A 26,084-nucleotide genomic window follows, 5' to 3' on the forward strand; every position below is an offset into this window, starting at 1 on the left:
GAAGCAGACGATGCCTGAGAAGACATATATTTGCCGTGTCGACGAGATCGAAACCGGATCTCCCTTCATCACCAAGATCCGCAGCCTTTCGGTCGGGGTTTTCCGCATCGGAGATTCATTCCACGCGCTGCTGAATGTTTGTCCGCACCGCGGCGCTCCGCTTTGCGAGGGGCCGCAATGCGGAACAACTGCGCCGGTCGAACAGGCGCAATTCATCTATCATCGCGAAAACGAGATTGTGCGCTGCGCCTGGCATGGCTGGGAATTCGACATCAAATCAGGTGCGGCTTTGGTCGATCCGTCCGTTCGCGCGCGCACATTTCCAGTCACCGTCGAGGCGGGCAGCATCTATGTGACGGCCTAATTGAGCTATGGAGTCGAGGAGTTAGAAGAAAAGATGATCGCGGCTGACGAGCAGATTTCTTCACAGGTGATTGACGAACAATAACGCGGAAAATCCGCAATGGGAGAGTCAAATGTCAGAATCTGAATACAAGCTTGGTATCGCTCAAAGCCAGATTGGCCGCGGCAAGATTTCCCGTCGCGACTTCATTCATCTTGGGCTGGCCGCTGGGCTGACGCTTACTGCTGCGGACAAGCTCTTCGTCAGCACGGCCCGGGCCGAACCGCTGCAGGGCGGCTTCGCCAAGCTCGGCATGGCACATGGGGCAACAACGGATTCGATCGATCCGGCCGGCTACCCGGATACGTTCACACAAACCGCGTTCTCGGGCTCGATGTCCAACAGCCTCACCGAGGTCGACGCGAAAGGCAACGTCCAACCGGACCTGGCCGAGAGCTTTGAATCATCGGATGGCGCCAAAACCTGGGTCTTCAAGCTGCGCAAGGGCGCAACCTTCCACAACGGCAAGAATGTCACGGCGGACGACGTCGTGGCTTCGCTGCGCTATCATATGGGCGACGAAACCAAATCGGCGGCGAAGCCGCTGCTTGAACCGGTCGCCAGCATCAAGGCGGACGGCCCGGAGACGGTTGTCTTCACGTTGAAGAGCGGCAATGCCGACTTCCCCTACATCATGAGTGACTACCATCTGGTCATCATGCCGGCCAAGGACGGCAAGGCGGATTGGGGATCGGGCGTTCGCACCGGTGCTTTCGTGCTCGAGAACTTCCAGCCCGGAGTTTCGGCCAAGCTCAAGCGCAATCCGAATTACTTCAAAAATGGCAAACCCTATCTCGACGAGGTGGAGTTCATCGCCATCACCGATCTCGCCGCTCGCATGGCCGCGTTATCGACAGGGGAGGTGGACTATATTGGCCGCGCCGACCTCAAGACCCTCGGCATGTTGAAACGCAATCCCAAGGTGGAGATCGTCGAGGTCACCGGCTATGGCCACTATACCTTGCCGATGAATGTCACGATGGCGCCGTTCGACAATCCGGACGTCCGAATGGCTTTGAAATGGGCGATCAATCGTCAGGAGATCGTCGACAAGATCTTTCTCGGCCACGCCACCGTGGCCAACGACAACCCGATCGCGCCGGCAATCAAATTCGCCACTAATCCGCAGCCGCAACACAGTTTCGATCCGGAGAAAGCCAAGCATTATCTGAAAAAGGCCGGAATGGAAAAACTGAACATGGATCTCTCGGTTGCCGATGCCGCTTTTGCAGGCGCTGTGGACGCGGCTGCGCTCATCCGCGAAACGGCAGCCCAGTGCGGCATCGACGTAAACGTCGTGCGTGAGGCCGAGGACGCCTATTGGGATAATGTCTGGCTCAAGAAACCTTGGTGCGCTTCCTATTGGAGCGGTCGCGCGACCGCCGACTGGATGTTCACACAAGCCTTCGCCGCAGACTCCAGCTGGAACGAGTCGTTCTGGAAAAATCCTCGCTTCAACGAGTTGCTTGTCCAGGCGCGCGCCGAGACCGACGAGGCCAAGCGGGGGGCAATGTATGCCGAGATGCAGCAACTGACCCATGATGATGGCGGCAGCATCGTACTGGTCTTCAACAATTTCGTCAGCGCCAAATCCAATAAGCTCGCACATGGCGAGGTGGCGCCGAACTGGGAGAACGATGGACTGAAGATGGCCGAACGCTGGTGGATCGCCACTGCGTGAGAGTGCGGGCCGGGCCCGCGATGGTTGCGAGGGTCCGGTTGGCCCCGGTGTGCCCTGCCGGATGTGGCAGGGCAGTGGCCGCAACGGGAAACGCGTGCAAATGAACCCCGTCGCAAGAACGGTTCTGCAGCGCCTTGGCCTCGGCCTCGTCACGCTGTTCATCGTGTCCATCATCATCTTTTCTGCGATTGCAATGCTTCCGGGCGACTTCGCCAAGGCGATGCTCGGGCAATCCGCCACACCCGAAACGGTCGCCGCCTTCCAGCGAGAAATTGGCATCGACCGTCCGCCTGTCGAGCGCTACTTCGTCTGGGTCGGGCAGATGCTCCACGGGGATTTCGGCTCTTCGTTCGCGAGCCGCACCGGGTATCGGCGCACTGTCGCCGAGATCATCGCGCCGCGCCTCTACAATACGATGTTCCTTGCATCGATGACAGCGCTGATAGCAGTTCCGCTGGCCCTGGGACTTGGCATCCTCGCTGCGCTCTACCGCAATGGCTGGTTCGACCGGCTGGTGAACGCAGTGACGCTGACAACCATTTCGTTCCCGGAGTTTTTCGTCGCCTATATGCTTGCCTACCTGGTCATCTCGCGCGACACGTTCATCGGATCCGAGTTCGCACAATCCCTGCCGCACTGGCTCGCAGTGTCACTGAGCTGGATGCTCAACGCAGTTCCCAAGTTCCCGACATTGTCGAATGTGAACGACCAGACGCCATTCTGGGAGCATGTCTGGAGAGTAGCCTTGCCGGCAATCACACTTACGCTCGTCATCGTCGCCCACATGATGCGCATGACACGAGCGGCGATCATCAACATGCTGGCAAGCCCCTATATCGACATGGCGCGGCTGAAGGGAATGTCGCCCATGGCCATCGTACTCAGGCATGCGTTGCCCAACGCCTGGGCTCCGATCGTCACGGTGGTAGCGTTCAATCTCGCTTATCTGGTCGTCGGAGTCGTCGTTGTCGAAGTGGTGTTCGTCTATCCCGGCATTGGTCAGCTGATGGTTGATGCGGTCAAATCCAGGGATGTTCCGGTTGTCCAGGCCTGCGCCCTGATTTTCGCGGCGACCTACATCCTGCTCAATCTGACCGCCGACATCATTTCGATCGCCACCAATCCAAGGCTCTTGCATCCACGATGACCAGCTACGAACCCATCGCTCAGGTTCACAGGCTGAGGCGCTCGCGCGCCACCCGGGCCAAAACGGCGCTGAAGAAGGCGGCACCCTTCAGTGCCTGGTTCGGCATCCTCGTCATCATCGGCTATGTCATCGTTGCGGTGTTCGCGCACTGGATCGCCCCATACGGCGAAACGCAGGTCTTCAGCGAAGCCTTCGCACCGTGGAGCCAGCAGTTCAAACTGGGAACCGACCAGCTCGGCCGCGATATGCTCACACGCTTGATTTACGGTGCGCGCAACACCATCGGTATCGCCGTCGCGACCACACTGCTGTCCTTCGCCGTTGGCGTCTCGCTCGGCCTTCTTGCCGCATTGTACAGGGGATGGCTCGACCAGATACTGTCGCGTGCGGTGGACGTGTTGATGTCGATCCCAAGCCTGATCTTCGCCCTGGTGCTGCTTTCGATCTTCGGGTCGTCGATCACCAGCCTGATAATCATCATTGCGCTGCTCGATTCCACCCGCGTCTTTCGGCTCGCACGCGCCGTCGGGCTTAACGTAGCAGTGATGGAATATGTCGAGGTGGCGCGATTGCGCGGCGAAGGCCCGAAATGGATCATCGCCAAGGAAATCCTTCCCAACGTGATGCCGCCGCTGGTCGCGGAGTTCGGCTTGCGATTTTGCTTCGTATTCCTCACGATCGCGGCACTGTCCTTCCTGGGCGTCGGCATTCAGCCGCCGACCGCCGATTGGGGATCGATGGTGCGCGAGAATGCAACCCTGATCACCTACGGCGATGTCACGCCGCTGCTGCCGGCCGGCGCGATTGCCCTCCTCACGGTATCCGTGAATTTCGTCGTCGACTGGTTCCTGCACGCAACAAGCGGGTTGCGGGATGAAAGGTAGCGGTCCGGCCTCGCGCGAAAAAGGTAAGGATCTACTTCAGATCCGCAATCTCCATGTGGAGGGCTTCTCGGACGAGCGATGGCATCCCATTGTCCGCGGGGTCGATCTGGCGCTGAAGCGGGGGGAGGTTCTTGGCCTGATCGGCGAGTCAGGCGCCGGCAAATCCACCATTGGCCTCGCCGCGATGGGTTACGCCAAGCCGGGCTGCCGTATCACACAGGGCTCGATCCTGTTGGACGGGATCGATCTTCTGGCACTCAGCGAAACAGGGCGGCGTCGCCTCAGAGGCTCCCGTATCGCCTATGTCGCACAAAGCGCCGCGGCCTCTTTCAATCCGGCCCACCGGCTCCTCGACCAGACTGTCGAAACTGTGGTGGCGCATGGTATTGCCAGCCGAGAGAAAGCGAACCGGAGTGCCGTCGATCTTTATCGGCGTCTTCAGCTTCCAGACCCGGAGACCATCGGCTTTCGCTATCCTCATCAGGTTTCCGGCGGACAGTTGCAACGGGCAATGACCGCGATGGCGATGGCCTGTCGTCCGGACCTCATCGTCTTCGACGAGCCAACGACGGCGCTCGATGTGACGACGCAGGTCGAAGTTCTCGCCTCCATTCGCAATGTCGTGGAGGAATTCAACACGGCTGCAATTTATGTGACGCATGATCTGGCGGTGGTGGCGCAAATGGCGGACCGCATCATGGTTTTGCGCGATGGACTTACCGTGGAGGAGGCTGAAACACGCCAGATGCTCGCCTCGCCCAGCCAGGAATATACCAAAACGCTCTGGGCCGTGCGCAAGCTCGCCAAGCCCGAAGTTCCGGCCGATGAATATCTGCTTACGATAGACAACGTCACCGCGGCTTACGCGCGGAGGGTCAAGGTGCTCCAGGATGTCTCCATCAAAGTTCCACGTGGACGAACAGTGGCTGTGGTCGGCGAATCCGGTTCCGGGAAATCGACGCTCGCTCGCGTCGTTACCGGCCTGTTGCCGCCGCTTTCGGGGTCGATTTCCTTTGCCGGCCAGGCCCTTTCCAAGACCCTGGAGACCCGCCCAAAAGAGATTCTGCGTCGCATACAGATGATTTATCAAATGCCCGACAACGCGCTAAATCCGCGCCAGACGGTCGAAGAAGTCATAGCTCGGCCGCTTGAATTCTATCTTGGCCTCAAGGGAGCGCAGCGGGATCGGCGGATCGGCGAACTCATGCACATGGTCGAGATGAGCGAAACTTACCTGGATCGTCTGCCGGCCGAACTGTCGGGGGGCCAGAAGCAGCGCGTTTGCATCGCCCGGGCGTTGGCCGCCGATCCGGAACTGATCATCTGCGACGAAATCACGTCTGCGCTCGACCAGATTGTGCAGGAGGAAATCCTCAAGCTGTTAATGCGGCTTCAGCGCGAGCTCGGCATGAGCTACATTTTCATCACCCATGACATTGCCACCGTGCGGGCGATCGCCGACGAGATTGTGGTCATGCACCAGGGGAAAGTCGTTGAGCAGGGATTGAAGAGCGAAATTCTCGCGCCGCCGCATGCCCCCTATACCGAACGGCTTTTATCCTCCGTGCCGGAAATGGATCCGGATTGGCTGACAAGGCTGCTGGCCAGCCGGGGCTGAGGACGCATTGTTATTCAACGCGAATGAACGCAAGCTGCGGATCGAGCGGCATGACAGGTCCACCGAAACGCCCTCATTGAATCGGCCTGCTCGGTCTTCCGCCGTGCCGCCTTGACACTGACGGATGCGCGACCAGTGGACTTCCGCTTCGCTTCCACCAGCCGACAGGGCTAGACTGGCATAGAACGACAATCGCAGGATTTTGGCTCAAGTGAGCCCGTGCCGGACGAGGTGGCGAACGACCGGGGAAAACATCTGCTGGCCGATATAAGACCCGATGTTCGCATTTTCGAAGATCGCTTGGGCGGGGACGGCATCCTCGACTATGGGGATACCTGCCTCGCGCGCCTGAGCCATCATATCTTCGGCCGCACGGCCCTGACCCTTGCCGACAATTGTCGGCACAGGCGTTTCGCCCTTGACGTAGCGCAACGCCACGGCGCGGTCGCCTGACACCAAGACGATGACCGCGTTTTTCACACCTAGCTTCGGAGGCTGCATCACTGCTTCGCGCCGCTGTCGCTGCTGTTCACGGCGGATCAATGGATCGCCTTCGAGATCCTTGTGTTCGCGCTTGTATTCGGTTGTTGTCATGCGCATGTCCCGTAGGAACAGCCAGCGCTGAATAGGAACATCGATCAAGCCGATGACGATAAAGGCCAGGGCGGCGGCAGTCCCGAGAGGTGTCATCACCGCCTTGATGATCGGCTCCAGGCATGTCTGACCACAGCCTGGCGCATCGAAGAGAGGCTGTAGCCAGGCGATCAGGATGAATACGAAAAGGCTTGCCAGGAACACCACCTTGACGAGGCCCTTGGCGAACTCGATGACATTGCGGAGCGACAGGATCTTCTGAAGGCCCTTCGCCGGGTTTATGTGATCGAACTGCGGCTTGAGCGGCTCGAACGAGAAGACCGGCCCGAACGTGGCCAGCATGCCGAAGGCTACAGTGAGAACCACAACGATCCCGACTAGCGGCAATGTGGCAAGCATCAGCAATGAGAACGAGTGGTGGATGGCCCGCAGGCTGACCTCCTCGAAAGAGCCGCCGGGCACCGTCACAGTCTGCACGAGTTCCGAAAGATATTTGAAGAGCAGCGGCCAGCAAAAATAGAGATAGCCAAGCGCTGCGAAAAGAGTGAAGCCGGATACCAGGTCGCGGCTTTGCGAAACCTGGCCCTTGCGGCGGGCGTCACGAAGCTTCTTGTCGGACGCCGGTAATTTCTTTTCCTCAGCTTCTTCGGCCATGTTGCAATCTTACCGCACTATCGTGGTTCCAGTCGGCCGATGCCCTGTGTAAGGTGGGACGGGCTTGAATACGGAGAGGTGGATTTGCGGTTGCGTGTCGTATTCATGCCAGTCGTCGTCGCGCTGGCGCTGAGCGGTTGCCAGACGACCCAAACCGGCTCCGTGCAGGCCAAGGCGCAGGGCCCATCGTCTCAATCCGAGCGCCTGATCAAGCTTGCCGACGATATTGATGCGCGCGGAGAAAGTGATACCGCCATCGCGCTCTACCAGCGCGCCGCAGCAATGCCGGGCGCTAAGGCGAGCGCGCTCGTCAAGACAGGCGACGCTTACATGCGGGCAGGCTATCCTGCCGATGCCGCCAAAGCTTATCGGGCCGCGCTCGCCAAAGCTCCCAATGACGGGGGAGCAATGCTTGGGCTTGGCTCGGCGATGATGGAGGTAGGCGATATCGATGCAGGCATGCGCGCGCTTGCGCAGGCAGCGCCGCTGGTCAACACCAGCGGCGCCTACAACCGATTGGGCGTTGCGCAGACTTTCGCCGGGCAGACAGGGCAGGCGCAGGAGACTTTCGCCCAGGCGTTGAGACTTGCGCCGGGCGATCTTGACGTCGAGACCAACATGGCATTGGCGGCAGCCCTTGAAGACAATTCCGCTGCGGCGCTGCCGCTGGTGCAGAAAATTGCCGCCGCTCCCAATGCGCAATTGCACCACAAGCGCAACATTGTGGTGGTGTACGGGCTTCTTGGCCAGGCCGACCAGGTCAAGGCCTCGCCGCCAATCGGGCTGACGACCAAGGAGGTGGCCACCCTGCTTGCCCGCGCAAGAACCATTCGGCTGAAGGGCAGCACTCAGGCCAAAGCGAAGGCGCTCGGCTCCATCCTCGGCTAGCGAATCGGGCCGGAGGGCCTGAAGCGATCTTCCGCCAAGCGCGACGCGTAGGGTGACACTACGCGGGCGAATACCGCGCCGGCTCACTCGACTGGGAGCGTTGTTTGCGGCACCGACGGCGCGCTGTTGGCGCCGCCTATCGGAGCCTCCTCGCCATCGAGGTAGCGACGGGCCGCGCGCGCGGTCGGTGCCGCCGCCGCCGGGCCCATGCGGCGGCCTTCTACGAGGTCACGCTGGCTTTCGGACATCCGCTGAAGATTGAAGGCATTGGCGCAACCGGGCGGCAGATGGGAGCCGACGCCGGAGACGATCGTCAGATTTGTCTTGGCAGCAGAGTTGTCGTCGTCGGCTGGCTCGGCCAGACAGGCATCGGGAGCAAGAACTGAGCCGCCGACACCTTTCTCGGAGCCGCCTGCATCCGTCGAAACATAGTTGTAGCCAGGCGAATAATCCTGCCGCTTTTGCGGGCTGCTCGCGCAGCCGGCCAGAACCAGCGCTGGAACAACGCAGAAAAATGCGATGGGGGATGTCATATCCGGTCCTCGTTACTTGATGATCAGACCCGTCGCCGATGCGTCATTGGCGTGCTTGCGGCTGCGGTGCTTGGCTGCCGGACGATCAAGCGGCGTGGCGAGGCTGTCGCGCACCGGTTCCACCAGATACGGCGTAATCAAAATGACCAGTTCGGTCTCTTCGTGCTGGAAACGCTGTGATTGAAAAAGCGGGCCAAGCACCGGTACATCGCCCAGCACCGGAAACTTTTCCAGATTGCGCGAAGTCCGCTGCTGGAAAAGGCCGGCGATCGCAAATGTCTGACCGCTCGCCACTTCGACCGTGGTGTCGGCCTTGCGCACGACGAAACTCGGCATGGCGAAACCGTTGGCGCTTACGGATCCGGTCTCAGATAGAGAACTGACTTCCGGCTGGACATGGAGCGCGATGCGATTGCGGCCGATCAGCGTCGGGGTGAAGCCGAGGGACACGCCGAAGGGCTTGTATTGGACGGTGACGACGTCGGTTCCTTGCGGGATCGGAACCGGAATTTCGCCACCGGCGAGAAAGCTTGCCGTCTGACCGGTCATGGCCGTCAGGTTCGGTTCGGCCAGTATCTTGACGATGCCGTTGCGTTGCAGGGCTTCGATCAGAATGTCGAAGTTCAGGCCATGCGCCTGGTCCATGTTCAAACCGAAATCCCCGTTGCCCGAGGGCACACCGTTGTCCTGGAACATGTTGAATTCGAAGCCGCCGCTCCTGTAGCCGACGGACCAGTCGACGCCGTAGGACTGCAGTTCCGTGCGCGAGACCTCGGCGAAGCGAACCCGAATGTTGACTTGCTGTGAGCCCTGCACGGTCATGTTGTTCAGCGGCGGCTGTTCCGGTGGCGAGAAGGTCCGGGCGACATTGTCCAGATCCGTTGCCTCATCGACGCCTCGCGCCTCGCCTGTTGCAACGATACGGGTCCCGAAAATGTGGAGATTTGTCGCCGAGCTCGGCTGCATTGCTTGCTTGGCCTCGGTAGCAGGCGTGACATCGGGGGTGACGCGGAACTGGGCCGTTGCCTCGATCCGTTCATCGGCCGTGATCGCAATGAGGTTGGTCAGGCCGGGTTTGAGGCCGAACACATAGACCATGCTCGGCGACACGACCTGAAGGTCCGCGATCGTGGTGTCGGCAATCAGCACGGATTCGACCGGTTCATTGAACCGCAATAAGCGTCCTTGCCCGACCGGCAAGCCGACCGTTGGTTTGCTCGGCAACGCTGATATGTTCTGTGCCGTCGCATCGGCCAGTGTGAGCAACAACGCCAGCAGGACGCCAATCGTCGCGATAGCGAGCCGGCCTAAATCTGCCCGCCGGGCGAAAGCGGCTGATCCTACGCCTGCCGCGGTGTTGTGGATGGTCATGCCATTTCTCTCCTGAATCCCCAATGTCGTCCGTCCGGCTGGCGTCAGGAGGGCGCCTCCTGCGCGGCATTCGCCTGAGCCGACGGGAGCGAATGGGAGACGACGCGCGCGCCGGCTTTGCCGGAGCGGCCGGCGATCGTGGCCAGCGGCTGGACGTTGAATTCGTGTGCGAGTTCCTGGAAGGACAGGACCGGAAGCTCGATGCCATTGTGTGCGAGCAGGCTGCGCATGTGACGGCGCACATCCATCGCGGCGAGGACGACCGGTGAAACATCGGTGGCGTTCTGCGACCGGGCTCGCTCGATTTCGGTGACCAAAGCCTGCGCATCATCGTCCGACAGATTCAGGAAGGTGCCGGTCGATGTGCTTTGCACCGCGTTTCGCAGGATGTCTTCGGCCGACCGCTGCAGCACATAGGCCGCGATGATGTTGTTGCGGCCGGCGAAGCGGAAGCTGATCTGGCGCTTCAAGGATGTGCGGACATGTTCCGTCAACAAGAGGACGTCCTGTTCGCGTTGGCCCCATTCGATGAGTGCCTCGAGGATAAGGCGCAGATTGCGGATCGGGACGTTTTCCCCGACGAGCCGGCGGAGCACTTCCGCGATCTTCTGGAGCGGCACGGTCTCCTGCGCCTCCCTGACCAGATCCGCATAATCCGGTTCCATGTCCGAGAGCAGCCTGCGTGTCTCCTGAATCCCGACGAAATGGCCGGCATAAAGACGAAGTGCATGGCCGGTCCATTTGGTCGCTATTTGCACCGGCGTTGAGAAGACGAACCCGGCTCCCTTCAGTGCTGACAGGTAGCTGTCATCGGCCCATACGAATTTACGCAGACCGGCAATCGGAGAACCTTTTTCGTAAGGTATTTCGAGCAGATCGAGATGCGTCGTGTCCGCTTCGACAAGAACACGGTTGGCAGGAATCTCAGCATCCAGGATGGGCGCACCTTCCAGATCGACGCGGACGCTTCGTTGCGAAAGCATCTCGTCGACCTGCATGCCGATGGCCGGAACGTCGACACCGAGATCACCGAAGAGTTCACGGCGCACGCCGTCGGCGAGCGCGGCAAATTCGGGCTCCGGGACTAAGTGTGCGAGCTCGGTTCCGAAGCGCACGAGGACGCGGTAGGATGGAGACAGTGTTGCGGTGGAGATTGCCGAAAGCGACGCGGAATTCCCCCGCTGTGCAGGCGAGGCGGTATGGCCGATGTCTTGAGGCTCGGACTCCTGGGCGGAGCGGCGATTGATTGCATAGGCGCCGGCACCGCAGCAGCCACCAAGGACCAGGAACATGATGGAGGGGAAGCCTGGCACCATGGCAAGGCCGACCATGATCACGGCTGCGAGTGCGAGCGCGCGGGAGTCGCGGAGCAGTTGGCTGGTTATTTGCTGGCCAAGATCGCCCGTTCCGTCCGCGCTGCCGACGCGCGTCACCATTGTGCCGGCGGCCACAGCGACGAGCAATGCGGGTATCTGCGCCACCAGGCCATCACCCACGGTGAGCAACGTGTAGGTCGCAGCCGCGTCGCCGAGCGACATGTCGTGCTGCAGCGTGCCGACTGCGAAACCACCTATCAAGTTGACCAAAATGATCACAATGCCTGCAATCACGTCTCCCTTGACGAATTTCATGGCGCCGTCCATTGCGCCAAACAGCTGGCTCTCGCGCTCCAGCTGCTGGCGCAGATGGCGTGCCTCCGCCTGGTCGATGTCGCCGTTGCGCAGCTCGGCATCGATGCTCATCTGCTTGCCCGGCAGCGCATCGAGCGTGAAGCGCGCGGCCACCTCGGCGACGCGTTCGGCACCCCGCGCAACAACGATGAACTGCGCAACGGTGATGATCAGGAAGATGACGAGGCCCACGGCAATGCTGCCGCCAACGACGAAGGTGCCGAAGGCGGTAATGATCTCGCCTGCGTCGGCCTGGAGCAGGATCAGTCGCGTGGTCGTGATCGTGATCGCCAGCCGGAACAAAGTGGCGATGAGGATGACCGACGGCAGTGACGAAAACTGCAGCGGATGAGAGACGTAGAATGAGGCCAGCAGAATAAGCACGCTGATGGCGATGTTTGCAGTGATGAGACTGTCGACGAGAAACGTCGGCAATGGAATGAGCATCATTACCACCGCGACGAGCATCAGAATGGCAATGACCAGATCACTGCGGCGTGACAGCCTGGCAAGGAATTGCATCAGGCGTTCCGAGACGGTCATCGGATGCCTCGTTGCGACAGGAAGCTAAGCAAGGCACTGCGCGCCTCGGTCTTTCGCCCGGCCACGAGCAAGGCGCGGCTCTTCAGTAATGTAAGCACCGGATGATCCATTCCTTCCAAGGTCTCCAGCCTGGCAATCGTGGCAAGCGCCTTTTCCGCCTCGCCATCGAGTATGAGAAGGTGGGCCAACGTTCTGAGGACGCCGGCATTTCCCGGCGAGAGCTGTGCAGCAATAAGCAGGTAGGCCGCGCCCCGCTTTGCCTGCCCGTGACACCCGTAGAGATAGCCCAGGACATGCAAAAGATGCACGGTGTCACGCGGCTCGGTCAGAGTTCGATCCTTCCTGCATGCGACCAAGCAGATCGCGATGACGCTCGATTTCATCCTCCATCAGCGTTTTGGCCAGCGTCTTGAGTTGCTCCCCGCCCTCCAGGCTTGGGACCAGGTGCGTTACAAGATACTGGAGAATAGGCACGGAGCGACGCAGGATGGCTGGTTCGGGAATATTGGGCATGACGAAATTGGCGAGTATCTCGTCGAGCGACTCGCCGCCCGCACCTTGAGAAGCCTGGAATTCCGCCGTTTCCGGCCTTTCTGCACCGGCGGCTGATTTCGCCCCCTGAGCACCGTTGGCTGCTTTTTTGCCGACCCCGTTTGTCCGTCGCCGGCTGATGGCCTGGCCCCGCACACCTTCCGCCTGCCGCCCCTCGCGGCCCGCCGTGTCAATCCGTGCCGTGTCGAATCGTGCCGCTTCAAGCCGGCGGTTCACGGATATTTCAGCGCGACCGTGGCGCCGCCCTTGGTCAGGAGAAGTTCGGTTTCGCCGATGTGTTTGACGGCCCAGCCGTCGTCGGTGAATGCACCTTCGTGATAGCGCGCGCCGTCGGTTGCGATGACGTAGGGCCGCTCGCCGTACCAGATCGCCTGCAGCCTCAGCCGCGGCGCCTGCGGCGCATTGCCAACCATGACGTTGGACATGAGGGGAAGGTGAGCGCCGAACGACTGATCGAACCAGGATTGCGTTTGTGCCCAGACATCACTCTTTTCATTCGGGATCATACCCGAGACCACGAGGCGTCCATTTGATTCCAGAACCGTTAATGTGCTTATGCCGGATTGCTCGAGGCGCAGCTTGAGCTGCCTTTCCACTTCTGCGGCAGTCTGGATTTGTGCTGGCGATGAATCGTCCAGGACTTTTTCCCCTGCCTGGCCGGCCAAAGCCACTCTGATTGGTTGCTCGTCTTGAGAGGAAGAGGACGCCTTTGCGCCAATCTCTTGCTTGGCGAAAGAGAACCCGTTCGCGGCGACGGAAACTGCCAGGACCGCACAGAGAACGCTGCTCGCGACCAGCAGCGGGCGATTGGCAAAAGACCCAAAAGACCAGCGATTGGATGCGCTGCACAGGCTGATCAGCCGGACCCGCGCTTCGCCTAAGCTTATGGTGAGCGGCAGCCTGCAGCGGCTGCCATGTCCCTCACGGATGGTCTCGCTCGTGGCCAGCATGACATCGCCGCCGACCGCTTCGATTTCAACTTGGGCGCCCTTGCGCCGCAGCCTTGCATGAATCGGTGCGATGCCGGCATCCCGCAGGACAATGTCCGACTCAGTACTGGAGCCGATCGTATATTGCGGCTCGACCAGACTGACTTCGGCGCCGGCGTGAAATCCGTGGGTCACGCTCAGCGCTATGGAATGACCGGTATCCGGGGAGGGGGCGATGATCGATCGAAGTCGGCGCGCCGGCACTGCTGCTTCCAGATATTTGCTGATAGGACGAGCGGTCATGCCACTTCATCTCCCGCCGAATGACCATTTCCAACGCAGCCTGATGACGGCGCTGAAAATTGCGCCGTGCAGGTACGCCGCCGGGTGCTTGCGGCGGCGCATGGTTCGGGAATCCGCCGCCTTAGGCCTTTTCAGCCGACTGGCCGAGCGTCCTGGCGGTGCTCATCAGCATGTCATGCTGGGATTTCGCGATCTCTTTCGTGATCTCCAGGCCAAACATGCGCTCCTGGTGCTTGATCATCTTGTCCAGGTTCTGTTCCGGCGACCCTGCAGAGCCGGAGGTAATGGGAGGGGTAGCAGCCATCATTGTCTCCTTGAGGGACTATCCAAGTTGCAAACTCCGGACTCACATCGCTGCAGTCCGGAGGGTTGCGAAGGCAGCTTAAGGCAGCATGGCCGAAAATGAAAGTCCAGTTGGAATATTTGAGACACTTCGGTTCCAACTGTTGCGTCGCCTGTGTTCAAGGAGTACCTTGGCAGGTGGGTGAATGGGGTTTCAGAATGGAAAAAGGTCCTTTGGCCGAGCTTTTGGTCGAACGGTTCGAGACTATGCCACCGCAGTTGCGGGTCGCCGCACGTTTCGTGCTGGATCATCCCAAGGATGTCGCACTGATGTCGATGCGCGAGCAGGCGCACCAGGCCGGCGTTTCGCACAGCACGATGATGCGGCTGGCGCGATGGATTGGCCTTGAAGGCTACGAAGATATGCGCAGCCTTTATGCGCGCGCGCTGCGCGAGACCATCGCGGGCGAGCCGGCGCGACAGGGTATCGGACAGCATGGCGATCCGGGATATTCGACTGCCGGCGTCGTTGCCGACACGCTCGCCGCCCAGATCTCAAGCCTTGGCGAATACGGCAACGCCATGCAGTTCATCGCGGCAGCCGGTCTGCTCGCCCGGTCACGCGATCTGTTCGCTGTCGGCTCGCGCGCCGCCTATCCGGTCGCGAGCCACTTCGTTCACATCATGTCCTTGCTGGCTGGCACCGACTGCAAGGTGACGCTTGTCGGCGAGATGGCCGGACCGGGCCTGGATGCCCTCCAGCACGCGGGACGCGGCGCGGTACTTCTTGCGGTGGGCCTATCGCCCTACGAGCGCACGACGATCGACGTTGCGCGCCAGTCGGCTCGGCAGGGCATCGGCGTGGTGGCGATCACCGACAGCAGCGTGTCGCCGCTGACACAGATCGCGCGGGAAACAATTATCGTTACGTCAAATTCGCAGTCGTTCTTCCGAAGCATGGCGCCGGCGTTCGCCGCCGTCGAGATTCTGGCGGCGCTGGCGGCAGCGCAGTCTGAAACAAACGCCGCAGAACGGGTAAAACAGTCGGAAGAGCAGCTTGCTGCTTTCGGCATTTATTGGAAGCCCCCTCGATAACATCCGAAAGGTTGCGATCGGGCGGGCGTGACGGCAGCCAGGCTGCCGGCAACGTTGATTTCCGGAGATCGTCCTCATGGTTCGCCCGATAACGCCCACCAAGCCGCCGGTCCAGCCGCAAAAGGTCAATGCCAAGGCAAACGCCGCGCAGATAGCGCGGCTGGAGGCGCAGGCTGCCAAGCTGCGGGAGCAGATCAGGCTTGCCAACAGGATGGGCGAGCGTGATTGGGCGGCACAGGCCCGCCAGGAACTGGCCCATGTGAGCACGCAACTGGATTCGCTCCAGTCGCCGCCGGTTGCGGCTTCGGCAGCGCCGAGTGTCAACGTCGTCAACGCCAGCAACGGCACATCCGTCAATGGCAGGACGGTGACGCCGGCTCTCTACACGCAGACCGATCTCGCGCTGGCCGCGACACCGGTGAAACTGGATGGCAGCACGCCCGAAGACAACGGCGCGGAAGCGACGGCTGCGCGCAACATTGTCAGCGACGTTACCGGCGGCAAAAGCATCGACCAGATCGCATCTGCCCGGGGCGTGACGCGCGAACAGGTTATCGCCGCGCTCAGGTCCGGCGGGATGACCGTTTCGACCGCTGACCCGAGCGGCAATGGCGACGTGCTGACGACGAAGATCACGGATGCCAGCGGCCGCACCATCACGCAATATTACGACTACCAGCACGACAGCTACTACACGAGCGTGGAGCAACCCAACGGCACGGCAACCACTACGCCGATCCGGGATGGGCTCGGGCGCAAGGAAACCAGCAGCTATAATCCCGACACCGGTGCCATCACGACGCGTTACGAAGACGATCTGCGCACCGGAACCGTCACCGAGCGGACCACCTTGCCGAACGGCGCTTCGGTGGAAACCGTTACACCCGGGAACGGGCCGGCCTTGCCGGTCACCACCGTCAACGGTCCAGATGGTCGCAAGACCGTCCTCGCTGCATCTCAGGATCCGGGCGGGGCAACCACCCAGGGCATCAAGGATGATCTCGCGGACGGCAAGAGCATCGAGCAAATCGCGCAGGAAAGGGGTCTGACCAACGAGCAGGTGATCGCCGAGATGCAGGCCGCCGGCTATCAGGTCACGACGCGCGAACCGACGAGCGACAATGGTGACGTGCAGTCGGTTGAAGTCGTCGATCCGCACACCGGCGACAAGACCGTCTACTATCACGACTACCAGCATGATGAGCGCACCGTCGTGACGACGTCTGACGGCAAGGAAACGACGGTGTCGGAGGACGGGAACGGCAGGACGCGCAACAGTGTTCGCAACACCGAAACGGGCGAGACCACAACCACAATGGTCGATCCGAAGGCCGGAACTGAAACCACGATCGTCACCGACAAGGACGGTCGGGTGACGACAACGACTACCGAGGAGATCAATGGCGGCGAGCCCGTCGAGTACGAGGTCAAGCCAGGCGACAACCTGACCCTGATAGCGCAGCAATATGGCGTGTCGCTGGACGATCTGAGGAGAACGAACCCCGAGCTCTTCAATTCCCCTCGTGACCCCGACATCATTCACCCGGGCGAAAAGGTTACCATCGAAAACGGTACCCGCACGACCGTGGAAGTCACCTTCAACGGTTATACGCTGACCACGAGCCCTGATGGCAGCATGACGCTGCACAACAACACCACCGGGACCGACCTGAAGATCGAAGCAGGAAGTACGCAGGAGGCGTTGGCCAGGACGCTGTTGGCGGTGAACCCCAACAGCAGTGATGCCACGGAGGCAAAAGAGGGCGAGGTCGTAAAGACCTTCGTCGAAGGGCTGCTGGCGGGTGAAGCCTTGCCCAGTCTCATCGACGCGGCAGAAGAAGCCGGACAAAACAAACAGGACCTGATCGAGAGATATGGTCTAGGTACCGTCGCCACGCCCGAGCTGGACGGTGAGAACAGGGTTGTCGATCCATTCGGCGATCCGCCGCAGGGTAATGCACCCTCCGGCGGAAAGTGGACGCCGATGAAGATCGATGGCGTCTGGACCTGGGTCGATCCCGAGGTGGCCCAGGCCATCATTGCTGAGAACATCGCGCTGTCCCAAATTACAGAGACGCGAGCTCTGGCCGGTCAGCGGCAGGAACAGTTCAATGTCTATATGCTCGACTCCGCCTACAAGGATGCTGTTGATGGGGCGCAGACAGTTATAAACGAGGCGTTGGCACCCCATGGTCTGCAATGGACCCCGCAGAAACCGGAAGGCACGCTTGCCGATGCGCAGGAGCGGCTTACCAAGGCCAACACCTTGCTGCAGAACGCGCAGGATGCCCGTGGCGAATATGAGACTGCTGGGCGCATTCTCGCCGACGCCATCACCCAGCAGAGCGAACTTACGCCGCTGATTGATCCCAATGCAGACGTTGCATCCGCGCAAGGGCAGCCAGGTCCCAATCGGCAAACGCAGTACGCGCAAGGTCTCGCGGATCATGCGGCTGTCGATCAGCTGTTCTCCGAAGTCGGCCTGCATCTGAGCAAGGGCGACAAGCTCACCATCGACTTCCTGGTGGGGCAAGCCGAGCTTGACGGCATTCCGACCGACTCGAAGGAATATCAGGACCTCAAGGCGCTGCAGACGACAGCAGGCAATCAACTCGAATTGGCGGAAGCCTATCAAAGCTACTTCAACGCCCATGCCGATGCCACGCAAGTGGGTGCGCAGCAGACGGACCTCGAGCAGAGACTGCTCGCCGAATATAATAGCGAGCACCAGTTTCTGTTCGAACAGGGAAAGAAACATCAAAGGGTCAGTGGCGATTATCTGGGTCTCTTCCAATCGCAAAAACTTGAGGTCCGCGACGGCCAGCTGTGGGTGGTCAACCAGTTCGAAGAGGGCACGACCGAGCAGCAGCTCACCTACAATCTGAGCGAAACGAACGTCAGGGATGAGTACCGCGATCGGCAACTCAACAAGGACTGGCAGCAGCTTTTGGGCGGCAGCAGTGCCACCGGGCCGGTGTGCACGGCAAATGGCCTGGAAGCGGTGAGGGCCAGCGAGGCGCAGGCGGCGCAGAATCTCAACGATGTCCTGGATCGGCAGCTCGGCGACAGCATTGAAGACCTGAACTCCGAGCTGTCAACGCTGCAGACCAACTTCAACAATGCGTTGACGGAGCACGGGCCAGGAACAGTCGATGCTCCTGAAGGCACCCTGCCCAATGGCGTGCAGCCTGTCGAGATCAACGTCGGCGGACAGACAATCAAGGTGGCGCCGGAGGTTGCCCAGACATACAACGAGATAGGGATCGATGCGTTGACCCAGAGCGGGAAGGCAGTCTGGATCGACCTGGATACAAAAGATGACGATGCCAGTGGACGCTGGGTTGATCCCGAACTAGCGGTCGCCAAACTCAAGCTGGACGCGACAAGGCTTCAGATAACGCAGGCCGAGGAGCTGCGCGGGCTGGTGCAAGGCTTCAGCGACTATCATGAGCTTCGGTCCACCGATCCCTCGTTGCTGGTTGACCGCAACAGCACGGTGGATAAGACCTATCTAGACGAGCATGAGCAGCAGACGCTTGACGGCATCTATCAGCCGAAGTTCCAGCAGCTGCTCGACAGCGGCTACGACAACGAGTTCCGTGAACAGCGCGGCACGGCCCTTGAGGAGACGGTCGCCAGAACGCTCGGCATAGATCGTTCGACCGAGGAAGGTCGCGAGGCGATCGAGAATGTGACGGAAGAGATCCGCGATATCGGCGGCGACAATCCTTATGTGCGCAGCGTGCCGATTTTCTATGTTGACGACGAGGTCGGGACACAGCAGGTCGCGCTGTTTGCTGTGCGTGACGGAGACGGCAACACTCGCTATGTCGATGTGACCGGCAAAAAGTTCGACGACCTCGGAGATTTCCAGGACAACAACAACCAGTTCGGCGAAGATGGCAAGCTCGTCGTCCCCAAGGGTCTGGAGATGAAGGCCGGCGATGACGGCAGGATCGAACTGGAAGTCGTCAAGTCGCGCAATGTTTCTGCTTGGGACAAGGTCGTCGATCCGCTGGTTGGCATCGGGACGGGTATAGCCACCATTCTGTCGTTCACGCCGGCCGCGCCGATTGCAGCACCCTTGGCCTATACGGGCGCTGCCTATCTCGGCACCCGAGCGGTCATAAATCAGGTCAACCATCTGGAACATGGCGGCGAGTGGGACGATACCGAGTCGCTGATGAATGTCGCCAGCGTGGCAACCACGGTTCTGCCCATGACTTCCAGCGGTCTGCGCACCATTGGATTAGCAGGAAGGGAAATGACGGCCGCCGGATTGGCGGGAAAGGAAATGACGGCCCTGCAGGCCTTCCGTGGCAGCATAGGCGCAACACGGTCCAGCTCGGCCCTGGCGCTCGAAACCCGAACCTACATGCAGTCGACTGCCGGCCTGAATAAGCTGGCGTGGGGAGCGGATGTCGGCTCCGTGATTGTCGGTGCACCTTTGCTGGCGACATCGGCCTACGATCTCGCCGTCAACGGAGACCAGATGAACGGTCTTCAGCTTGCCAACGCGCTTACGGGCCTTGGCACCGGCATTGCCGGCACGGGCCTCGGCATTCACGGTCTGCGGACACTGCGACCTGGAACGGGCACGCAGGCAAGCGCCAATGGTCCCGGCGCCAACCAGCCACCGGGCAGCGGCGGACCGCACCAGCCGCCGCCATGGTCCGACGGCAGAGGACCACGGCAGTCGCCTCCGGCGCTGGAACCCGGCCCCTCCGGACGTCCGATGAATGTCTATGAAATTGGCGCCGACGGCGTTTACAGGCCGACGGGGGAGCGGGTCTTCCAGGATCCCAACCATCCTGTGATACCCGGAGAAGTGATCAAGACCAGCGATGCCAGCGGTGACGGTCCGACGATGCTGCCGGGCCGCGATCCGCATGGATCGACCGGGCGCAATTCAGGGCATCCCGCTGATAGCGATCCCATCATTGTGCCGAACAAGCCGGCAGGAAAAGACGACACGATGCGCCGCCTCGTCTGGGATCCGGAGACGCGCAGCTTCACCGGCATGCCGGAACCCGACACAAGCGGGCACATCTACACCAGTGGCAAGGATGCCAAGACTCCCTCAGCCTATCTTGACGGGCTGAGCGTCGAGCAGCTTGTAGCGCGATACGAGGCAGAAAAGAGCTATTATTTGAACCGCGAGTTGGCCGAGCGCTACGGCCCGGATGGCGTTCAGATACCGCGCACGCCGCTCCGCGACATACTGCCCGACTTCCGCATCGGCGTCACATTCCGGACGCGCTTGAATACGGGCCAGGCCTTCGACATCGGCTCGCCGACGGTGGCGGCCGTCGGCTTCGGTATTGGGACAAAGACCGATGTCGGCATGATCGGGTGGTCGGTCGTCGACAGCATCAGCCAGCGCAGCCTGACACCATTCACGGATGCGCTCGGCACTCAAGGCGTCGTATCCTACCGGGCACGGGAATACAGGAACATCACCGGCCTTCAGGCCGGTGTCTGGCCGGTGTCCAATCAGACGGCTTTCCCGGTTCGCAGCAGCGATCTTTCGGCGGCGGCAACCAAGGCGCTATTCAGCGATGCGACTGGCTACAACGCCAAGCCGCTGGATGCTGCCATCGTCGGCATGACGCCAGACGGCGAAGGCACCGTGATCGAGATGACCTATACGCCTTCGCTCAAGGGCGAGGAGGTCACGCTCGCCCCCGGCCAGCACGATTTCCTTGGCGTGCCGGCGGAAAACAGCGCTGGTCACGTCAAGCTGGAAGGCGCGCTTCCCTTCGACCGTGTCATGACCGAAACAAAGGTCGGACTGCGGCTGCCGATCGTGGCCAATCATGTCGGGGCGGTCGACCAGATGCCGCGCGTCGGCTTCGAGAAGCGCCCGGAAGTGCCCGTCAAGGACACGCTCCAGCCGGGTGACATCGTGTCGAAGCAGACCTACGACCAGATCCAGTCCGCTCTCGGCTCGACAAGCCTGAAGATCCAGTTCGCGGTCAAGGATCCGACGAAGGCGTCCGAACTCATTGCAGCGATCGGACAGGGTGATGGCATCCGGTCGATCCGTGACCTCGTCAAGTCTGGTCAGATTGATCCGTCGAACACAGTTTCTTTTGTTGATGAACCGACGCTAAGCGGATTGCGGCTTTCAGCGGTACCGGGCAAGGCGCCCACGGCAGACATCGTTTTGCTGACCGGTGAGAAGGCACGCGTCGTCAATCCCGAGGCGATGCTGGTCGACATCATCTTCAACGACCGCAACAGGCTTCCCGGTGTGCTGGGTTTCAATCCCGACCGGACGGTAACTTCAGCGGCCTACAAGGTGAAATCGACGGTACAGTCATGGCTGCCGGCGCGCTTCAGTCCCGACGGGACGCCGCAGCCCCGTTATATGCCGAGCGCCGGCAACATCTATCAGAACCTGTACGGTTCGCACGGCACGCCGGCGACACGCTATACGCTTTCACTGTCGACACCTCCTCTGCCTGCCGGGGCGGTGGCTTTCAGTGCTGAAGTGAGAATCCAGTACAAGTCCAAGGCTGCCAAGGTCGCTCCTTCAATCGCCAAGGATGAAACAGCGACGCTGACCTTCGATCGAGCCGATGGACAGAATGAAACGCTGACGGTCCCGGCCTGGCTTGCTCATGCCTTAGAAACCTCGCGTGACGGCGCGGCGACAGCCATTCCGAAGGGTGGCAAGGCCTCCCTGGAGCAGTTCCTCGGCCAACTGGAAAAGAAGGCGAGACCCGACCAGCGCGCGGCGATAGAGCAATTCCGGACGGAATTCGGCCCGTCGATCGTCGATGGCGGCTTCATGCGCCCGAACGTTGCCGACGGCGTGCTGACGTTCCTCTCCTCGCAGGTGGGCAGCCGCCGAAGCGGACCGATCCAGATAAGGGACGAGAACGGGCAGTCCCTGACGGCAACCCGTTACGGACCGCTGCCAAAGAGTCCGGAGAATGTGTATGTGCCGCCGGCTGATGCTCCGACAGCACGGGGCGACGAACCGGAGTTGATGCACAAGTCACATATTCTGTTCCGGGATCGGGAAACCGGAGAGCCCTATGTTCTACCCTGGATACGTGGTACTTCCGACGACCATGTGCCGGGCAGTCCGGGACAGCCGGAGGGAGAAGCCGTGCCTCCGGAGGCAACGCCAGCCAGGAAGGCGATCGAAGCTGCCCCGCCAACCACCTACTCGCTTCAACAGGTCCGCAACATGCGGCAGCCTGAAAAGTGGAAAGCCGGCGAGATCTACACGCGCGAACTCAATGGTTCGACCGGCGAAGCCCATTTCCCAGTCGCTGCCGATCCCACGGGTGTTCACCCCGTCCTTGGCGAAGGTGGGCGATACGTGGATGCGCCGGTGTTCAAGAGCCAGGACGAGATCGAGGCGATTGAGGTCAAGACCTACCATCGCTGGACGACGATCAACGGCGTTGCCCAGATGCGCGAAGTACCGCTCACGTCGAAATTGCAGGAGCAGATCAACAAGGATGTGGCGCTGCGAAATGAAAACCCGGGCTACCAACCGCGCTGGGTTTTCCTCGATGCCCCGCCTTCTGCGGAATTGCAGCGGGCGCTCGACGATGCGGGAATTGTCGGCAACATTTTTGGACACAACAAGCCAGCCACGGCAACACCGCAACCTCAGGCGACATCAAACGAGGTCGCTCCGGGTCGAACCTTGCGTCTCCAGGACAAGAACGGCGAGGTGATCGTCGCAGCAATGCTGGGCACCGAACCGAGGAGTCCGGAACAGGTGTATGTGCCGCCTTCCGACGGACCGCGCGCGCCGGCCGATGCGCCGGAGGTGGCGGACAAGACGCACATACTGGTGTACGACCCCAATACGGGCGAAGCCGTTGTCCTGCCCTGGACTCGCGGTGCTTCCGACGGCCATGCGCCGGGGAGCCTTGGGCAACCGGAGGAAGGCAATCGGCCTGTCGCCGCGGAACCAGGATATGCAGAACCGGTGCGGGCGCCGACGGGGCCGGAGGTCAGGGCGCTTTCAGCCGATCAGATTTCCGAACTGACCGGCACGCAATTGCACGCCATCAAGCCGGAGCACATCGCCAAGCTGGCGCCTGAGCAGGTTGCTGCACTGAGCCCCGAGCAGATCGGGCAGCTGACGTTTGATCAACTTGCGGCGCTTCGGCCGAAGCAGTTGCGGGCGCTTAGTGCCGAACAGCTCCAGGCGGTCAGGCCAAGCAGATTTCAGGCCGTTGCCCCTGGGCGTATCAGCGGCCTGCGACCGGATCAGGTCGCTGCCTTTTCACCCCAGCAGCTCGCTGCCTTGACCGTCGAGCAAGTGCGCAAGCTGACGCCCGACCAGATCACCAAGCTCAGCGATGAGCAGCGCAATGCCCTTACGTCGGAACACGTCGCCGCCATGAGACCTGCCCAATTCGGCCATCTCGATGCGACCCAGTTCGCGGCGTTGAACCCTGATCTCGTCGCAGCACGCGATCCCGTGGCAACGGCAAAGCTGTCGCCGGACCACATCTCGGCGCTTACGCGGGAGCAGCTTGGCGCTCTGACCATTCATCAGATCGAGGCGCTGACGAAGCAACAGATAGCGGCTCTGACACCGAAGCAGCTTGGCGAGTTAAGCCCCGGCCAGTTGCGCAAGTTCACGCCTAAGCAGTTTGCCTGGATGTCGACGGAGCAAACGAACGCGTTTTCCGTGCTGCAACTGACGACCTATCGGGCGACCCATAAAAGGGCGATGACGCCGGATCAGGCCACCAGCGTCGATCTGGCCCTCAGCCATGCCAGGATGCCGGAAAACGCTCAGGCGCTCGCCACCTTTGGCGGCATGTCGACCACCTCCTACATGTTGTGGAGTTCGTTGCCGCCAACCTGGACCGCCACCGCCGGATCGGTGGCATTTGGCGTGCGAGGCATCGTTTTCGGCGCGCAGGCGCTCTTCCCCAACACAACCGCAAATCACAAGCCGTTCGGGCGATTCCTCAACGCGCTCGGCGGAGCCACATTCATTGCCGCAGCGCCAGGTGCCGCGACCGGGATGATCCAGGGCAAGGATCTTATCGTCAACAGCACGTTCACGCTCGGCAACGTCGTCTACGGCACGAAATCGATGCTGCAGTCGTTCACCGGCAGGCCGGTGATCCGAAACCTGGCCGAATATCTGGCTGGACCGGGCTATGTGCTTGGCTGCGCTGTCTATACGGTGCACTCCTGGCCGGCGCTGATCGCCACAGTCGCCGGCACCATGTTCACCTTCGGCTGCGCGGAATTCTGGGCTTCGGCCATAAGGACGGACCGGATGAATCGCCGTTCAGTGCCGCGAACCGATGCCGATATCGCGGCGGCGGAAAAGTCCGACAAGAGATGGGCTGCATGGGATCGGTGGACTCTCGGCATCACCTTCGGCGTTGGAATGCTTCTCTTTTCGCTGGACGCCCTGCTCGGGGAACCTTGGGAGGGCGCGAAGACGCCCCCTCCACCCGATCCGAAAAAACCGGATGGCGATGCCTCGTCCCAGCAACCCGATGATCCTTCGGATGGTCCAGGTGGGCCGCAGATCCCGGGGGAGGATTTCCCGCAACTTGTCGTGGTCGCCGATGACGGCCTGAATTTGCGGATCCAGCCTGACGGGGAGTCGACCGTGGGAACGGTTCTGCAACCCGGCACATTCGTCGAACAGACCGCGAAGCCATCGACCGATCCGTCAGGGGAGACCTGGATACCTGTCGAAGGTTTCGGACCGGATGGCGAAATGCATAGCGGCTGGGTTTCCGGCGACTATGTCGAGGCTCATGCCGAGGGCAGCAGCAATCCTGAGGGCCGCACGAACCCAACGCTGGAGAAAGACGGTTATCAGTGGGTCGAGGTCAGGGATGGCGACAGCATTCGCCTGATAGCCAAGACCCATTCTGCGGATGTGGCGGACACGGTTGTGCTCAACATGGATCATATTCTGAGACCGGACGTGATCTTCTCAGGCGACCGCGTCTATCTGCCGATCACCTCGATCGGCTGAGAAACCGCGGGCCGAGCCTATCGTCCATTGACTCCTGCGCCTTGTCGGTTCTCGCGGCATACGCGTTTGCGACACTGGCGGCGAGTTTTGCCGCCCGCTCAGCTGCCGGATTGGACGGTTCGGAGGAGTAGGAGGCGGTAAACTGCAGATCTGACGGATGCCATTCGCAGTCGACAATGCGCAGTTTACCGCTTGCGGTATAGTCCTGGACGACTTCCTCAGGGAGAGAGGCGATGCCGATACCATTGAGTGTCATTTTGATGGAAGCGGCCAGCGAATTAGCGGGAAAGATACGCGGCGTCTCTTCCAGTTCGCCGGTCAGCTTGCGGTAAAGTTCGCTGTAGGGTCTGGTGGTCCGCGCATAGCTGATGATTGGGAATTGCATCAGATCAGTCAGCGTCAGCTTGCGCCGCGGAGGCAGTTTCAGGTGCGGCGAGCAGACCCACACGAGGGGAAAGGACGGCATCTCGATGTTCTCGATGCTGTGTTCCAGAATTGGGCCCATCAGCACCGCAAGATCGAGTCGGTGCGACATGAGTTCGTTGCGAAGGGTGGTCGTCGCATCAACGACGATATCGGTATCGACAAGCGGATAGTTTGCTTGCAGCTCCCGGAGGAAATCCGGTAGCCAGGTGTGAACGATCGTTTCGGCAACCCCGAGCCTAAGCACCCCTGCCGTCTCGGAAAGCGAGCTGGCCGTCAGTTGCAGCCGTTCCGCTACCCGCACGACCCGTTGAGCAGACGGCAGAAGCCGTTGTCCCTGGGCTGTCAGCCTGACATTGCCGCTCTGCCGCTCGAACAGCTTGGCACCTAGCGCTTCTTCCAGCCCGGCAATTCGGTTGGATACTGCGGGCTGCGTGGTGTTCAGGCGTTCGGCAGCCTTTCGAAAGCTTCCGAAAGTCGCCACCAGTAGAAAGGTTTCGAGCTGCTTGATGTTGAAAGGGATCACAAT

At 61.0% G+C, this 26,084-nt stretch carries 17 protein-coding genes; 8 read left to right on the forward strand and 9 right to left on the reverse strand.

The window, feature by feature from the left end:
* The first annotated feature begins 10 nt into the window (after window positions 1–10).
* The 5 genes from NKK47_RS11445 (at window position 11) to NKK47_RS11465 (ending at window position 5,733) form a co-directional block, all read left to right on the forward strand.
* Entirely contained in the window at window positions 11–364 is a 354-nt protein-coding gene (locus tag NKK47_RS11445; RefSeq protein ID WP_352454223.1) for a Rieske (2Fe-2S) protein, read from the forward strand.
* Between the two features lie 112 nt (window positions 365–476).
* Window positions 477–2,084: an ABC transporter substrate-binding protein gene (locus tag NKK47_RS11450; RefSeq protein ID WP_352576785.1), complete on the forward strand. Its 1,608-nt coding sequence runs from the start codon at window positions 477–479 to the stop codon at window positions 2,082–2,084.
* Between the two features lie 100 nt (window positions 2,085–2,184).
* Entirely contained in the window at window positions 2,185–3,231 is a 1,047-nt protein-coding gene (locus tag NKK47_RS11455; RefSeq protein WP_352576787.1) for an ABC transporter permease, read from the forward strand.
* The gene (locus NKK47_RS11460; RefSeq protein ID WP_352576789.1) at window positions 3,228–4,115 is read left to right on the forward strand and encodes an ABC transporter permease; all 888 of its coding nucleotides are present in this window, start codon (window positions 3,228–3,230) and stop codon (window positions 4,113–4,115) included. Before NKK47_RS11455 ends, NKK47_RS11460 begins: the two co-directional genes overlap by 4 nt.
* Window positions 4,105–5,733, forward strand: a complete 1,629-nt coding sequence (locus NKK47_RS11465; protein ID WP_352576791.1) for an ABC transporter ATP-binding protein — start codon at window positions 4,105–4,107, stop codon at window positions 5,731–5,733. The genes NKK47_RS11460 and NKK47_RS11465 overlap by 11 nt, the downstream gene beginning before the upstream one ends.
* Window positions 5,734–5,940: 207 nt before the next feature.
* Here the strand turns inward: NKK47_RS11465 and NKK47_RS11470 are convergent, their stop codons facing one another.
* Window positions 5,941–6,981 (reverse strand): EscU/YscU/HrcU family type III secretion system export apparatus switch protein, encoded by a 1,041-nt coding sequence (locus tag NKK47_RS11470; RefSeq protein WP_352576793.1) that lies wholly within the window; start codon window positions 6,979–6,981, stop codon window positions 5,941–5,943.
* Window positions 6,982–7,059: 78 nt separating this feature from the next.
* On the opposite strand from NKK47_RS11470, the gene NKK47_RS11475 reads away from it, so the two are divergent.
* On the forward strand, window positions 7,060–7,869 hold the full coding sequence (locus NKK47_RS11475) for a tetratricopeptide repeat protein (RefSeq protein ID WP_352454228.1): 810 nt from the start codon (window positions 7,060–7,062) through the stop codon (window positions 7,867–7,869).
* An 83-nt stretch (window positions 7,870–7,952) separates the two neighbouring features.
* Here the strand turns inward: NKK47_RS11475 and NKK47_RS11480 are convergent, their stop codons facing one another.
* The 7 genes from NKK47_RS11480 to NKK47_RS11510 all read right to left on the reverse strand — a co-directional run bounded on the left by NKK47_RS11480 (window position 7,953) and on the right by NKK47_RS11510 (window position 14,077).
* The gene (locus NKK47_RS11480; RefSeq protein WP_352454229.1) at window positions 7,953–8,402 is read right to left on the reverse strand and encodes a hypothetical protein; all 450 of its coding nucleotides are present in this window, start codon (window positions 8,400–8,402) and stop codon (window positions 7,953–7,955) included.
* 12 nt (window positions 8,403–8,414) lie between these two features.
* Window positions 8,415–9,773 (reverse strand): type II and III secretion system protein family protein, encoded by a 1,359-nt coding sequence (locus NKK47_RS11485; RefSeq protein WP_352576795.1) that lies wholly within the window; start codon window positions 9,771–9,773, stop codon window positions 8,415–8,417.
* Window positions 9,774–9,817: 44 nt separating this feature from the next.
* Window positions 9,818–11,986: a type III secretion system export apparatus subunit SctV gene (gene sctV, locus NKK47_RS11490; RefSeq protein WP_352576797.1), complete on the reverse strand. Its 2,169-nt coding sequence runs from the start codon at window positions 11,984–11,986 to the stop codon at window positions 9,818–9,820.
* Window positions 11,983–12,369: a tetratricopeptide repeat protein gene (locus tag NKK47_RS11495; RefSeq protein ID WP_352576799.1), complete on the reverse strand. Its 387-nt coding sequence runs from the start codon at window positions 12,367–12,369 to the stop codon at window positions 11,983–11,985. Before NKK47_RS11495 ends, sctV begins: the two co-directional genes overlap by 4 nt.
* Window positions 12,299–12,754: a hypothetical protein gene (locus tag NKK47_RS11500; RefSeq protein WP_352576801.1), complete on the reverse strand. Its 456-nt coding sequence runs from the start codon at window positions 12,752–12,754 to the stop codon at window positions 12,299–12,301. The genes NKK47_RS11495 and NKK47_RS11500 overlap by 71 nt, the downstream gene beginning before the upstream one ends.
* Window positions 12,751–13,770, reverse strand: coding sequence for a SctD/MshK family protein (locus NKK47_RS11505; protein WP_352576802.1), 1,020 nt, complete (start codon window positions 13,768–13,770; stop codon window positions 12,751–12,753). Before NKK47_RS11505 ends, NKK47_RS11500 begins: the two co-directional genes overlap by 4 nt.
* A 121-nt stretch (window positions 13,771–13,891) precedes the next feature.
* Entirely contained in the window at window positions 13,892–14,077 is a 186-nt protein-coding gene (locus NKK47_RS11510) for a hypothetical protein (protein ID WP_126056235.1), read from the reverse strand.
* 209 nt (window positions 14,078–14,286) lie between these two features.
* On the opposite strand from NKK47_RS11510, the gene NKK47_RS11515 reads away from it, so the two are divergent.
* The gene (locus NKK47_RS11515; RefSeq protein WP_352576804.1) at window positions 14,287–15,147 is read left to right on the forward strand and encodes a MurR/RpiR family transcriptional regulator; all 861 of its coding nucleotides are present in this window, start codon (window positions 14,287–14,289) and stop codon (window positions 15,145–15,147) included.
* A 76-nt stretch (window positions 15,148–15,223) separates the two neighbouring features.
* The gene (locus tag NKK47_RS11520) at window positions 15,224–25,132 is read left to right on the forward strand and encodes a LysM peptidoglycan-binding domain-containing protein (protein ID WP_352576806.1); all 9,909 of its coding nucleotides are present in this window, start codon (window positions 15,224–15,226) and stop codon (window positions 25,130–25,132) included.
* Here NKK47_RS11520 and NKK47_RS11525 read toward each other — a convergent pair.
* Entirely contained in the window at window positions 25,116–26,081 is a 966-nt protein-coding gene (locus NKK47_RS11525) for a LysR family transcriptional regulator (RefSeq protein ID WP_352454236.1), read from the reverse strand. The two genes, NKK47_RS11520 and NKK47_RS11525, sit on opposite strands and share 17 nt — an antisense overlap.
* Window positions 26,082–26,084: the final 3 nt, after the last annotated feature.

Origin of the sequence: Mesorhizobium sp. M0019 (genome assembly GCF_040323975.1) — a bacterium.
In the GTDB taxonomy this organism is placed as follows: Bacteria; Pseudomonadota; Alphaproteobacteria; order Rhizobiales; family Rhizobiaceae; genus Mesorhizobium.